At 66.5% G+C, this 13413-nt stretch carries 11 protein-coding genes; 5 read left to right on the top strand and 6 right to left on the bottom strand.

The genetic code is table 11. The features are described from left to right. Window positions 1–39: 39 nt before the first annotated feature. The 6 genes from nadC to purN form a co-directional block, all read right to left on the bottom strand. A complete protein-coding gene (gene nadC, locus HWX36_RS03920) occupies window positions 40–924 on the bottom strand; it encodes a carboxylating nicotinate-nucleotide diphosphorylase (protein WP_175950963.1) in 885 nt (294 codons plus the stop codon). After that, entirely contained in the window at window positions 921–2057 is a 1137-nt protein-coding gene (nadA, locus tag HWX36_RS03915; RefSeq protein ID WP_175950962.1) for a quinolinate synthase NadA, read from the bottom strand. The genes nadC and nadA overlap by 4 nt, the downstream gene beginning before the upstream one ends. 255 nt (window positions 2058–2312) lie before the next feature. Further along, the gene (locus HWX36_RS03910; RefSeq protein ID WP_175950961.1) at window positions 2313–3506 is read right to left on the bottom strand and encodes an acyl-CoA desaturase; all 1194 of its coding nucleotides are present in this window, start codon (window positions 3504–3506) and stop codon (window positions 2313–2315) included. A 221-nt stretch (window positions 3507–3727) separates the two neighbouring features. Beyond that, window positions 3728–5092, bottom strand: coding sequence for a mechanosensitive ion channel domain-containing protein (locus tag HWX36_RS03905; protein WP_175950960.1), 1365 nt, complete (start codon window positions 5090–5092; stop codon window positions 3728–3730). Between the two features lie 18 nt (window positions 5093–5110). Next, complete coding sequence (locus tag HWX36_RS03900) at window positions 5111–6376, bottom strand: RsmB/NOP family class I SAM-dependent RNA methyltransferase (RefSeq protein ID WP_175950959.1); 1266 nt, start codon at window positions 6374–6376, stop codon at window positions 5111–5113. Continuing rightward, window positions 6373–7035 (bottom strand): phosphoribosylglycinamide formyltransferase, encoded by a 663-nt coding sequence (gene purN, locus HWX36_RS03895; protein WP_011352958.1) that lies wholly within the window; start codon window positions 7033–7035, stop codon window positions 6373–6375. Before purN ends, HWX36_RS03900 begins: the two co-directional genes overlap by 4 nt. 122 nt (window positions 7036–7157) lie before the next feature. Here purN and HWX36_RS03890 point away from each other — a divergent pair, with 122 nt between their 5' ends. The 5 genes from HWX36_RS03890 to dut all read left to right on the top strand — a co-directional run bounded on the left by HWX36_RS03890 (window position 7158) and on the right by dut (window position 13376). Beyond that, window positions 7158–8150, top strand: a complete 993-nt coding sequence (locus HWX36_RS03890; RefSeq protein WP_175950958.1) for a bifunctional riboflavin kinase/FAD synthetase — start codon at window positions 7158–7160, stop codon at window positions 8148–8150. A gap of 105 nt (window positions 8151–8255) precedes the next feature. Beyond that, entirely contained in the window at window positions 8256–11093 is a 2838-nt protein-coding gene (ileS, locus tag HWX36_RS03885; RefSeq protein ID WP_175950957.1) for an isoleucine--tRNA ligase, read from the top strand. Between the two features lie 2 nt (window positions 11094–11095). Continuing rightward, window positions 11096–11596: a signal peptidase II gene (lspA, locus tag HWX36_RS03880; protein ID WP_175950956.1), complete on the top strand. Its 501-nt coding sequence runs from the start codon at window positions 11096–11098 to the stop codon at window positions 11594–11596. A gap of 67 nt (window positions 11597–11663) precedes the next feature. Then, the gene (gene coaBC / locus HWX36_RS03875; RefSeq protein WP_175950955.1) at window positions 11664–12875 is read left to right on the top strand and encodes a bifunctional phosphopantothenoylcysteine decarboxylase/phosphopantothenate--cysteine ligase CoaBC; all 1212 of its coding nucleotides are present in this window, start codon (window positions 11664–11666) and stop codon (window positions 12873–12875) included. Window positions 12876–12929: 54 nt separating this feature from the next. Beyond that, window positions 12930–13376, top strand: a complete 447-nt coding sequence (gene dut, locus HWX36_RS03870; RefSeq protein ID WP_175950954.1) for a dUTP diphosphatase — start codon at window positions 12930–12932, stop codon at window positions 13374–13376. Window positions 13377–13413: the final 37 nt, after the last annotated feature.

Genomic DNA, 13413 nt, shown 5'->3' with positions numbered 1-13413 from the left:
CAGCGCCAACGGCTTTTTTGTCTGATCGACGGCGTTCGGTCAGTCGACGATCCGCATCGAATAGTCCGTCGCGCGCACGTCCTTCGTCAGCGCGCCGATCGAGATCCGGTCGACCCCCGTCTCCGCGAACGCACGCACCGTATCGAAATTGACGCCGCCCGACACTTCGAGCACGGCCTTGCCGTTCGCCACGCGCACCGCTTCACGCATCATGTCGAGCGTGAAGTTGTCGAGCAGCACCGACTGCGCGCGATGCGCGAGCGCCGTATCGAGTTGCGCAAGCGTCTCGACTTCGACCTGCACGGGCACGCCCGACTCCAGCGCGAACGCCGCGTCGAGCGCCTCGCCGACCCCGCCTGCCGCCGCGATGTGGTTCTCCTTGATCAGGATGCCGTCATACAGCGCGAGACGCTGGTTCTCGCCGCCGCCGACGCGCACCGCATACTTCTGCGCAAGCCGCAGGCCCGGCAGCGTCTTGCGCGTATCGAGGATCTTCGTGCGCGTACCTTCGACACGATCGACGTAACGACGCGTGGCGGTCGCCACGCCCGACAGCAGTTGCAGGAAGTTCAACCCGTTGCGTTCGGCCGTCAGCAGCGCGCGCACCGGCCCTTCGAGTTCGCAGACGGTCGAATCGGGCATCATCCGGTCGCCTTCGCGATAGCGCCATTGCACGGCGATCGCCGGATCGATCCGGGCGATCACGGCCTCGAACCACGGCACACCGCACAGCACGGCCTCCTCGCGCACGATGATGCGGGCACGGCGACGCTCGCCGGCCGGTACGAGCCGCCCGGTCTGGTCGCCGGTGCCGACGTCTTCCGCGATTGCATCGGCCACGTTGCGCGCGATCGCGTCGTCGAATGCCGCGCCGTATTGCTCGCGGACGATGTCGAACAGCGGGGATACGGCCGAACTCGTCATGCAGCCCCCACGTTCGCAAACAGTTGCTGATCGCGTTGCAGATCGCCGCTCGCCTGTACGCGCTTCTTGTGTGCGGCCGCGAAATCGAGCATACGGTCGATCGGCAGGCGTGCGCGCTCGCCGATCGCGGGATCGACGAAAATCTCGTTGTGACCGCGCTCAAGCACGTCGGCAAGGTTCGCGAGGCCGTTCATCGCCATCCATGGGCAGTGCGCGCAGCTCTTGCAGGTGGCGCTGTTGCCCGCCGTCGGCGCGGCGATGAAGGTCTTGCCGGGCGCCGCAAGCTGCATCTTGTGCAGGATGCCGAGATCGGTCGCGACGATGAAATGCGTGGCGTCGAACTTGACCGCCGCGTCGATCAGCTGCGTGGTCGAGCCGACCACATCAGCCTGCGCGACGACGTTTTCCGGCGATTCGGGGTGGACGAGCACCTTCGCGTCCGGATACTCGGCGCGCAGCAGGTCGAGCTCGATGCCCTTGAACTCGTCGTGAACGAGGCACGAGCCTTGCCACAGCAGCATGTCCGCGCCGGTTTTCTTCTGGATGTAGCGACCGAGATGGCGATCCGGTGCCCAGATGATCTTCTCGCCGCGCGCGTGCAGGTCGGCCACGATCTCGAGGCCGATCGACGACGTGACCATCCAGTCCGCGCGCGCCTTCACGGCGGCACTCGTATTCGCGTAGACGACGACGGTGCGGTCCGGATGCGCATCGCAGAACGCCGAGAATTCGTCGACCGGGCAGCCGAGGTCGAGCGAGCAGGTCGCGTCGAGATCGGGCATCAGGATTCGTTTGTTCGGGCTCAGGATCTTCGCGGTTTCGCCCATGAAGCGCACGCCCGCGACGATCAGCGTCTGCGCGTCGTGGTCACGGCCGAAGCGGGCCATTTCAAGCGAATCGGCGACACAGCCGCCGGTTTCGTCGGCGAGCTCCTGCAACTCTGCGTCGACGTAGTAGTGCGCGACCAGCACGGCCTTTTCACGCACGAGCAATGCCTTGATGCGCTCCTTCAGCGCAGCCCGCTCTTCGGCGGACGGTGCATCGGGCACCTTGGCCCATGCCTGCCCCACGCCGCACACGGTCCCTGCTGCAACGGGCCGGTCGTACTCGACGGGTTTGATCGTCGATTGCATCTCCATATCTCCAGTCGACCAGCGTTGGCGCTTGAGCGCTGACGCCGGTCCCATGCTTCGCGGTCGATCCGAGTTCGCGCTTTGGCGCCAACGCTGACCCCATCCCTGATCTCGCCCCGGAACAACACTTCCACGCTGTCCCAAGCCTCATACCAATCCGGCCCTGCCGATCACCCTTCAAAAACCGGCGGACCAAATAAAAAAACCCCGCCAACGCGGGGTTTTTGACGTCCTTAGATTCTAATCGATTTCGAATCAGGCGTAGCGGCGCAGGCGCGTCGCGAATTCCTGCAGCGCCTTGATGCCGCTTTGTTCTGCGCGATGGCACCAATCCTGCAATTGTGCGAGAAGCTGTTCGCGCGATGCGGTCGAACGATCCCAGATCGCGGCGAGATCCTGGCGCAGCTGGAAGTACGTGTGCAGCTTCTGGCTGTTCGCGAAGATTTCCGGCAGCAGCTTTTTCTGCGGCTCGTCGAGGCCGTCGGCGTCCTTGTGGAACCACTTGCGCGCGCCACGCATCATCTGGTACTTCTCGCCGCCGATTTCCTTCAGGTGGGCGAGCTCCTGACGGTACGCACGCTTCACGGCCTTGCCGTAGCGCGCCATCACTTCGTAGCGGTTCGACAGCACGGCCTGCAGCGTTTCCTGGTCGAGCACCGTCTTCGGCTTGTTCAGGCGCGGCGTCGGCGCGACCTTCTTCACCTTCGCAAGACCGAACGCCGACATGATGCGGATGTACATCCAGCCGATGTCGAACTCGTACCACTTGTTCGACAGCTTCGCCGATGTCGCGAACGTGTGGTGGTTGTTGTGCAGCTCTTCGCCGCCGATCACGATGCCCCACGGGAACAGGTTCGTGCTCGCGTCGGCCGAGTTGAAGTTGCGATAGCCCCAGAAGTGACCGAAGCCGTTGACGACGCCAGCCGCCCAGAACGGAATCCAGACCATCTGCACGGCCCACACGGTGAGGCCGAGCACGCCGAACAGCGCGACGTCGATCACCATCATCAGGCTCACGCCGAGGATCGGGTACTTCGAGTAGATATTGCGCTCGATCCAGTCGTTCGGCGTGCCGTGGCTGAACTTGCGCATCGTTTCTTCGTTCTTCGCTTCCGCGCGATACAGCTCGGCGCCTTCGAGGAACACCTTCCAGATGCCGCGCGTCTGCGGGCTGTGCGGATCTTCCTCGGTCTCGCACTTCGCGTGGTGCTTGCGGTGAATCGCGGCCCACTGGCCGGTCAGCATGCCGGTCGTCATCCACAGCCAGAGCCGGAAGAAGTGGCTCGCGATCGGATGCAGTTCAAGCGCGCGGTGCGCCTGGCAGCGGTGCAGGTAGACCGTCACGCCGATGATCGTGACGTGCGTGACGGCGAGCGCGAACAGCGCGACCTGCCACCACGAAAAATGCAGGAGCCCGTGGGAAAGAAAATCGAGCAGGGAATTCAACAAGGCAGTTACCTGTGATGAGAGCGACGCCGGCCCGCGCCAGACGTCAGAAAAATGAAAGCATACCGCGTGTAGACCAGAATTTTACTTCAACCGTTCCAAGTCTTTGTAAAAAATGAACATTTTCTTGCCCTGACGCAACAAACCCAGTCCATGAGCGGACTTGGAAAGGCCCGCGATCCGGTTCCGGCCGCGGGGTCGATACGTTTGGCGACCGGCGCGCGTCACGCGGCCGGTGCGTGCCCGTTCACGGCGCCGTTGCCGGCCGCCGCGCCCGCGGCGGCAAAGCCGTCGGGCAACCCGACGACGCGCACTTCGCGCTGCGGGAACGGAATCGAGATCCCGTGCTCGCTGAACAGGCGCCAAATGTTGCGGTTCACGGTCGAACGCACGCCGGACGTGCCTTTCGCCGAATCCTCGATCCAGAAACCGAGCTCCAGGTCGATCCCGTCCGCACCGAAACCCACCAGATACGGGGTCGGAGCGGGCTCCGCCAGGACGCGCGGCACGCCCTTGGCTGCATCGGCGAGCAGCGTGAGCGCGTGCTCGACATCGCTCGTGTACGCGACCTGCACCGCGACCTTCGCGTAGCCGCGCGTCAGGTACGACGACTGGTTCTGCACGACGTCGGTGATCAACTTTTCGTTCGGGATCAGCGTCTCGTTGCCGTCGAGGCCGCGCACGACAGTGTAGCGCGTGCGGATCTGCGTAACGACGCCCTGCAGCCCGCCGACGCTGATCGCATCGCCGAGCCGCAGCGAGCGGTCGAGCAGGATGATGAAGCCCGACACGTAGTTGCTGGCGATCTTCTGCAGCCCGAAACCGAGGCCGACACCCACCGCGCCGCCGAACACGCCGAGCACCGTCACGTCGATGCCGACCAGCGACAGCCCGATCAGGATCGCCGCGAACACGAGCAGCGCGCGGCCGACCCGCGACAGCACGACCTTCAGGTTCGCGTCGAGCGTGGTCGCGCGCGCAAGACGATCCTCGAGCACCGAGCCGAGCCACATCGCGACCATCAGCGTCACGCATACCCACAGCGCGCCGGAAATCACCGACAGCAGCGTGAGGTGCGCATTGGCGACACGGAACTGCACGCTGTCGAGCCAGCCGAGCACGTCACGCTGAATGCCGAGCACGGTCAGCACCATCGCGGCCCACACGACGGTCGACACGATCTTCTCGACGATCGACAGCCACGCATGCGTGTGGCCATCGCGCGCGAACACGCGCCGCGCAAAGAAGAACAGCACGTAGATCAGCCCGATGCCGAACAGCGGCACGAGCGCGAGCGACAGCAGCGACGTCGACATGAACGGGTCGAACGCAAGCTGCGCGCCGCCCACGAACACGCTGCCGAACAACGGGAACAACGCGCGCTTCAGGCTTTGCGCGCCCGCCCCGGGCGCACGTCCGGCCGCCCGGCGGCGCGCATCGATCCGGCCGTGCACGAAGCGCGCGGCCACCCATGCGAAGCACAGCGCGCCGATGAGGATCGCCGCCTGCCAGATCATCACCGGCTGGTGGAAATCGCGGATGACCGAGGCCAGCCGGTGCGACAGCAGGCGGCTCTGCAGATTCTCCATCGTCCGTCCGGCCTGCCGTTATTGCGCGGCGCGCCGTTCGAGCACCGCGGCGAAGAAACCGTCGGTCGCGTGACGGTGCGGCCACAGCGAAAGGTAGTCCCCCGTCTCCAGCTCGATGCGCTGGTCTTCCAGCACCTTCTGCGCCGGCACCAGCACGAACTCGGGATGGTCGGCCAGGAACTGTTCGACGATGCGTTCGTTCTCCGCGTCGAGCACGCTGCAGGTCGCGTAGACGAGCCGGCCGCCCTTCTTCACCAGGCGCGCGGCGCTCGCGAGGATCGACGCCTGCTTCGGCGTCAGCTCGTCGATTGCCGTGCGCGTCTGGCGCCACTTCAGATCCGGGTTGCGGCGCAGCGTGCCGAGGCCGCTGCACGGCGCATCGACCAGCACGCGGTCGATCTTGCCGGCGAGCCGCTTGATCTTCGCGTCGTGCTCGCTGTCGATCAGCACGGGATTCACGTTCGACAAGCCGCTGCGCGCGAGGCGCGGCTTCAGCTTCGCCAGGCGCTTTTCCGACACATCGAACGCATAGAGGCGCCCGGTCGAGCGCATCATCGCGCCCAGCGCAAGCGTCTTGCCGCCCGCACCGGCGCAAAAATCGACGACCATCTCGCCACGGCGCGGCGCGACCAGCGAGCACAGCAGCTGGCTACCTTCGTCCTGCACCTCGATCGCGCCTTCCTCGAACAGCTTCAGGCGCGTCAGCGCCGGCTTGCCGACCACGCGCACGCCGAACGGCGCGAACGGCGTCGCGCCCGCATCGATGCCGCTCACGCGCAGCGCTTCGATCACCTGGTCGCGCGTCGCCTTCTGCGCGTTTGCGCGCAGGTCGAGCGGCGCCGGGTAGTTCAGCGCGGCGGCAAGCTGCGCGAGCTCCTCGCCGTCGAAACGGGCCGACAGCGCCTGGTAAATCCAGTCGGGCAGATTCGTGCGAATGCGCACGGGCAGGCTCGCCGGATCGATTTTCGACACGTGTTCGAGCCACGCGGACTCGGTGTCCGACAGGAACGGCTTCAGCGCATTGCGGCCGGCCGTCTGCATCAGGCCGAGCAGCGTGAGGCGTCGCGCGGGCGTGCCGGTACCGCTCTCGGCGAGGTGCGAAAACTCCATCTTCCGGCGCAGCACCGCGAACACGGCCTCGGCGATCACGCCGCGCTCGGCGTGCCCGAGCTTCGGATGCGCGCGGAAGAACCGGCTCGTCGTCGCATCGGCGGGGCCGGCGAACTTCAGCACCTCGGCCAGCAAAGTCTCGGTCTGGCCGATCAGGAATCCGTGCAGTTTCATACGCCCTCACTCGTTTCGGTATGCGGTTGATCCGCGAAAATCCAGCGCGCCTCCTCCGGCGCGACCACTGCACGGCCGTTCTCGAGGCGCAGACGGCCTTCGATGAACCAGCGCACCGCGCGCGGATACAGCACATGCTCGACCGTCAGCACACGCTGCGCGAGCGCGGCTGCGTCGTCGCCCGCGCGCACCGGCACCGCGCCCTGCGCGACGATCGCGCCACTGTCGAGCTCGGGAATCACGAAATGCACGCTCGCGCCATGCAGCGCGACACCCGCATCCAGCGCCTGCTGGTGCGTGTGGATGCCCTTGAAACTCGGCAACAGTGACGGGTGGATGTTCAGCAGCCGGCCTTCGTATCGTCTGACGAATGCGGGCGTGAGGATGCGCATGAAGCCGGCGAGAACCACGAGATCGGGAGCAAAGCGGTCGATTTCGGCGGCAAGCGCCGCGTCGAAGCTGTCGCGGCCGTCGAACGACCGGTGGTCGACCACCGCGGTCGCCACCCCGTGCGACGCGGCAAAAGCCAGGCCGGCCGCATCGGGCCGGTTGGCGATCACGGCAGCAATCTCGGCCGGCCAGCGTTCCTGCGCGCACGCGCGGACGATGGCCTCCATGTTGCTGCCGCGACCGGAAATCAGGATCACGAGTTTTTTCATCCGCGAATTTTACCATTCGCCCCCGCGTTTCCCGCCTTCTCGGCCGCCGGCCCGCCCGAACGTTTATAATCTTGTGCTTTGCGGCACCCCACCGCCCATTCCCCGACGCTGCATCCGCTATCGTGAAAGTCTTCCGCGGCCTGCCCAACGCCGAGAGCCGCGCCCCGTGCGCGCTGACGATCGGCAACTTCGACGGTGTCCATCGCGGCCACCAGGCCCTGCTCGCGCGCGTGCGCGCGGCAGCGGACGCGCGCGGCCTGCCCGTGTGCGTGATGACGTTCGAGCCGCACCCGCGCGAATTCTTCAACCCGGCCGGTGCGCCGCCGCGCATCGCGATGTTGCGCGACAAGCTCGAGGCGCTGCGCGATCACGGTGTCGACCGCGTGGTCGTCGAGCACTTCAACCACACGTTCGCGAGCCAGTCGCCGCAGGCGTTCGTCGAACGCACGCTGGTGAACGGGTTGCACACGCGCTGGATGATGGTCGGCGACGATTTCTGCTACGGCGCGAAGCGCGCGGGCACCTTCGACACGCTGAAGGCGGCCGGCGAGCAATACGGCTTCGAGGTCGAGCAGATGGGCACGGTGGCGGGCAGCGACGGCACGCGCATCTCGAGCTCGGGCGTGCGCGCCGCGCTCGCGGCCGGCGATCTCGATGCGGCCGCGCAGGCGCTCGGCCACGGCTATGCGATCAGCGGCCACGTCGCGCACGGGCTGAAGCTCGGCCGCGACCTCGGCTTCCCGACGCTGAACCTGCCGATCGCACACAAGCGGCCGGCGCTCGCGGGCATCTTCGTCGTGCAGGTGCACGGCCTCGGCCCCGCCCCGCTGCCGGGCGTCGCGAGCCTCGGCCTGCGCCCGACCGTCGACGATTCGGGCCGCGTGCTGCTCGAAGTCCACCTGCTCGACTGGCACGGCGACGCGTACGGCAAGCTCATCCGCGTCGAATTCCTGAAGAAGCTGCGCGACGAGGCGAAATTCGACGATCTCGAGGCGCTGTCGCGCGCGATCGCGCTGGACGTCGCCAATGCGCGCGCGTATTTCATCGAGCGCGACCGTGCGCCGGGCAGCCGCGCCACGGGCTTCTCGACGTCGGCCACCGACCGAATTAGCTGATCCGGATGGCGGCGCCTTCGCGCCGCACCCTCGCGCCGCTCACTCGCGCGCCTACCCGATTCACGACGCTCGCGCGTCCCCCGAGATTTAGATAGCGATCCCATCATGAGCAACAAGAAAGCCGATTCGAAACCGCAGGCCAAGTATCCGGTCAACCTGCTCGACACGCCGTTCCCGATGCGCGGCGACCTGCCCAAGCGCGAGCCGCAGTGGGTCAAGGAATGGGAAGAGCGCGGCATCTACGAGAAGATCCGCGCGGCCAGCGCCGGCCGTCCGAAGTTCATCCTGCATGACGGCCCGCCGTATGCGAACGGTGACATCCACCTCGGCCACGCCGTCAACAAGATCCTGAAGGACATCGTCGTCAAGTCGCGCAACATGGCCGGTTTCGACGCACCGTACGTGCCGGGCTGGGATTGCCATGGGATGCCGATCGAGATCCAGATCGAGAAGCAGTTCGGCAAGTCGCTGCCGGCGGCCGAAGTGATGAGCAAGGCGCGCGCGTACGCGACCGAGCAGATCGAGAAGCAGAAGGTCGGCTTCAAGCGTCTGGGCGTACTCGGCGACTGGGCCAACCCGTACAAGACGATGAACTTCGTCAACGAGGCGGAGGAGATTCGCGCGCTCGGCAAGATCATCGAGAAGGGCTACGTGTATCGCGGGCTGAAGCCGGTGAACTGGTGCTTCGACTGCGGCTCGGCGCTCGCTGAGGCGGAGGTCGAGTACAAGGACCGCACCGACCCGACGATCGACGTGATGTTCGCGTTCGCGGAACCGGAAAAGACCGCGCAGGCGTTCGGCCTGCCGGCCCTGCCGCGCGCCGAGGGCGGCATCGTGATCTGGACCACCACGCCGTGGACGATTCCCGCCAACCAGGCGCTGAACCTCCATCCGGAAATCGTCTACGCGCTGGTCGACACCGAGCGCGGGCTGCTGATCATCGCGGAAGAGCGCGTCGCCGCGTGCATGGAGGAGTTCAAGCTGACCGGCCGCGTCGTCGCGACCACGCCGGGCGTGAAGCTCGCGAACCTGCGCTTCCACCACCCGCTCGCATCGGCCCACCCCGGCTACAAGCGCACCGCGCCCGTCTACCTCGGCGACTACGTGACGACCGACACCGGCACCGGCGTCGTGCACTCGTCGCCCGCGTACGGCATCGAGGACTTCATGTCCTGCAAGGCGCACGGGATGACCGACTCGGACTTCATCAACCCGGTGATGGGCGACGGCCGCTATATCGAATCGCTGCCGTTGTTCGGCGGCCTGTCGATCTGGGACGCGAACCCGAAGATCGTCGAGGCGCTGAACGCGGCCGGCTCGCTGCTGCGCAGCGAGAAGTACACGCACAGCTACATGCACTGCTGGCGCCACAAGACGCCGATCATCTACCGCGCGACGTCGCAGTGGTTCGCCGGCATGGACGTCACGCCGCGCGACGGCGGCAAGACACTGCGCGAAACGGCGCTCGAAGGCGTCGACGCGACCGCGTTCTACCCGTCGTGGGGCAAGCAGCGCCTGTTCAGCATGATCGCGAACCGTCCCGACTGGACGCTGTCGCGCCAGCGCCAGTGGGGCGTGCCGATGGCGTTCTTCGTGCACAAGGAAACCGGCGAGCTGCATCCGCGCACGCTCGAGCTGCTCGAGGAAGTCGCGAAGCGCGTCGAGCAGTCGGGCATCGAGGCGTGGCAGACGCTCGACCCGCGCGAGCTGATCGGCGACGACGCGAACCTGTACGAAAAGAACCGCGACACGCTCGACGTGTGGTTCGATTCGGGCACGACGCACTGGCACGTGCTGCGCGGCTCGCACAAGGATCAGCTGCAGTTCCCGGCCGACCTCTACCTCGAAGGCTCGGACCAGCACCGCGGCTGGTTCCACTCGTCGCTGCTCACGGCATCGATGATCGACGGCCGCGCACCGTACAAGGGCCTGCTCACGCACGGCTTCACGGTCGACGGCGAAGGCCGCAAGATGAGCAAGTCGCTCGGCAACGGCATCGACCCGCATGAAGTCGCGAACCGCCTCGGTGCGGAAATCATCCGCCTGTGGATCGCCTCGACCGACTACTCGGGCGAGCTCGCGATCTCCGAGGAAATCCTGAAGCGCGTGACCGAAGGCTATCGCCGCATCCGCAACACGCTGCGCTTCCTGCTCGCGAACCTGTCGGACTTCGACTTCGCGCAGCACGCGGTGCCGGTTGAGGAATGGCTCGAGATCGACCGCTATGCGGTCGCGTTCTCGCAGCAACTGCAGACGGAACTGCTTGGCCACTACGAAAAGTACGAATTCCACCCGGTCGTCGCGAAACTGCAGACGTACTGCTCGGAAGATCTCGGCGGCTTCTACCTCGACGTGCTGAAAGACCGCCTGTACACGAGCGCGGCCGATTCGCGCGCACGCCGCTCCGCGCAGACGGCGCTGTACCACCTGACGCACGGCCTGCTGCGCGTGCTCGCGCCGTTCCTGTCGTTCACGGCAGAGGAAGCGTGGAAGGTGTTCCAGCCGGCCAGCGACACGATCTTCACGGAAACCTACTACGCGTATCCGGAAGTCGCCGGCTCGGCCGCGCTGATCGAGAAGTGGGCGCTGCTGCGTGATGTGCGCGGCAACGTGACGAAGGCGCTCGAGGAAGCGCGCACCGCGAACCGCATCGGTTCGTCGCTGCAGGCCGAAGTCGCCGTGCATGCGAGCGGCGCACGCTACGACGCGCTCACGAGCCTCGGCGAGGATCTCAAGTTCGTGCTGATCACGTCGGCGGCGACGGTCGTCAAGGTCGACGACGAAGCGCAAGAAAGCGTCGACGTGGCCGCGTCGACGTACCAGAAGTGCGAACGCTGCTGGCACTACCGTGAAGACGTCGGCGCGCACGCCGATCATCCGACGCTGTGCGGCCGCTGCTTCTCCAACCTGTTCGAAAACGGCGAAATCCGGAGCGCTGCTTAAATATGGCGAAAACCCTGTCGAAACCGGCCAGCGGCGCGCTTGCGCCCTGGCTCGGCATTTCGCTGATCGTGATCCTGTTCGATCAACTGTCGAAGATCGCGATCCTGAAAACGTTCGTGTACGGCGCGCAGCACGAGCTGACGTCGTTCTTCAACCTCGTGCTGGTGTACAACCGCGGCGCTGCGTTCGGCTTCCTGTCGACCGCAGGCGGCTGGCAACGCTGGGCGTTCACCGCGCTCGGCATCGGCGCGACGCTCGTGATCTGCTTCCTGCTGAAGCGTCATGGCCAGCAGCGGCTGTTCAGCCTGTCGCTCGCCATGATCCTCGGCGGCGCGCTCGGCAACGTGATCGACCGGCTCGTCTACGGCCACGTGATCGACTTCCTCGATTTCCATCTCGGCGCCTGGCATTTCCCGGCGTTCAACCTCGCCGATTCCGCGATCACGGTCGGCGCAGTGCTGCTGATCTACGACGAACTGCGTCGCGTGCGCGGCTCGCGCTAAGCGCGCATACTCGGCGTCGACGGCCGGCTTCGCGCCGGCCGTTCCGTTCGACCCTTGGAGGCCTGAGTTGGCACACGCAGAACTCGCAGGAAAACACCTCGTTCTCGGCCTGACGGGCGGCATCGCCTGCTACAAGATCGCCGAGCTCACCCGGCTGCTCACGAAGGCCGGCGCGACCGTACAGGTCGCGATGACCGAAGCCGCCACACAGTTCATCACGCCCGTCACGATGCAGGCGCTGTCTGGCCGGCCCGTCTACACGAGCCAGTGGGACGCGCGCGTCGACAACAACATGGCGCACATCGACCTGTCGCGCGAAGCCGACGCGATCGTGATCGCGCCCGCGTCGACGGACTTCCTCGCCAAGCTCGCGCACGGATTCGCGGACGACCTGCTGTCGACGCTGTGCGTCGCGCGCGATTGCCCGCTGCTCGTCGTTCCCGCAATGAACCGCCAGATGTGGCAGAACCCGGCCACGCAGCGCAACGTCGCGCAACTGCGCGCGGACGGCGTGTCGGTGCTCGGCCCGGATTCGGGCGCGCAGGCGTGCGGTGAAGTCGGTGACGGCCGCATGCTCGAACCCGAGGCGATCTATGAAGCGATCGTCGCGCACTTCGCGCCGAAGGTGCTCGCGCACCGGCGCGTGCTGATCACGGCCGGCCCGACGTTCGAACCGCTCGACCCGGTGCGCGGCCTCACGAACCGCTCGAGCGGCAAGATGGGCTTCGCGCTCGCGCGGGCCGCACAGCAGGCCGGCGCCGACGTGCATCTCGTCGCGGGGCCGGTGGCGCTCGACACGCCGTGGGGCGTCTACCGCCAGGACGTGCAGACGGCCCAGCAGATGCATGACGCGGTCATGCATGCCGTCGCCGATGCCGACATCTTCATCGCGGTGGCCGCCGTGGCCGACTGGCGCGTCGCCCAGCCGGCCGAGCACAAGATGAAGAAGACGGCCGACCACAAGGTGCCCACGCTCGCGTTCGTCGAGAATCCCGACATCCTCGCGTCGGTCGCGGCACTGCCCGATCCGCCGTTCTGCGTCGGGTTCGCGGCCGAAAGCGGCGATCTCGACGTGCATGGCGACGAGAAGCGCAAACGCAAGAACGTGCCGCTGCTCGTCGGCAACCTCGGCCCGCTGACGTTCGGTCGCGACGACAACGAAGTCGTGCTGTTCGAGGCCGCCGGCCTCACGCGCCTGCCGCGTGCACCGAAGGACGAACTCGCGCACACGCTCGTCGCGGAAATCGCGAAGCGCCTGCCCGACAACCGCCTGATCTGATCTCCCGCGCGGCGGCGTTGCTGCCGCGCCCTTCCCGCCCCATCCGACGACCGCATGAAACTCGACCTGAAGATTCTCGACGCGCGCATGCGCGACTACCTGCCCGCCTACGCGACGACCGGCAGCGCGGGCCTCGACCTGCGTGCGTGCCTCGATGCGCCGCTGACGCTGAAGCCGGGCGAAACGACGCTCGTGCCGACCGGCCTCGCGATCCACCTCGCCGATCCCGGCTACGCGGCGCTGATCCTGCCGCGCTCGGGCCTCGGCCACAAGCACGGCATCGTGCTCGGCAACCTCGTCGGCCTGATCGATTCCGACTACCAGGGCCAGCTGATGATCTCGACGTGGAACCGCGGCCAGACCGAGTTCGTGCTGAATCCGTTCGAGCGGCTCGCCCAGCTCGTGATCGTGCCGGTCGTGCAGGCGCAGTTCAACATCGTCGACGATTTCGCGGAAAGCGATCGTGGCGAGGGTGGGTTCGGCAGCACTGGCCGCCACTGAACGACACAACGAAAAAAGGGCCTCGCGGCCCTTTTTT

It is taken from the genome of Burkholderia sp. BCC0405 (assembly GCF_902833075.1).
GTDB lineage: Bacteria > Pseudomonadota > Gammaproteobacteria > Burkholderiales > Burkholderiaceae > Burkholderia.
This window is presented reverse-complemented; position numbering and strand designations above follow the sequence as displayed.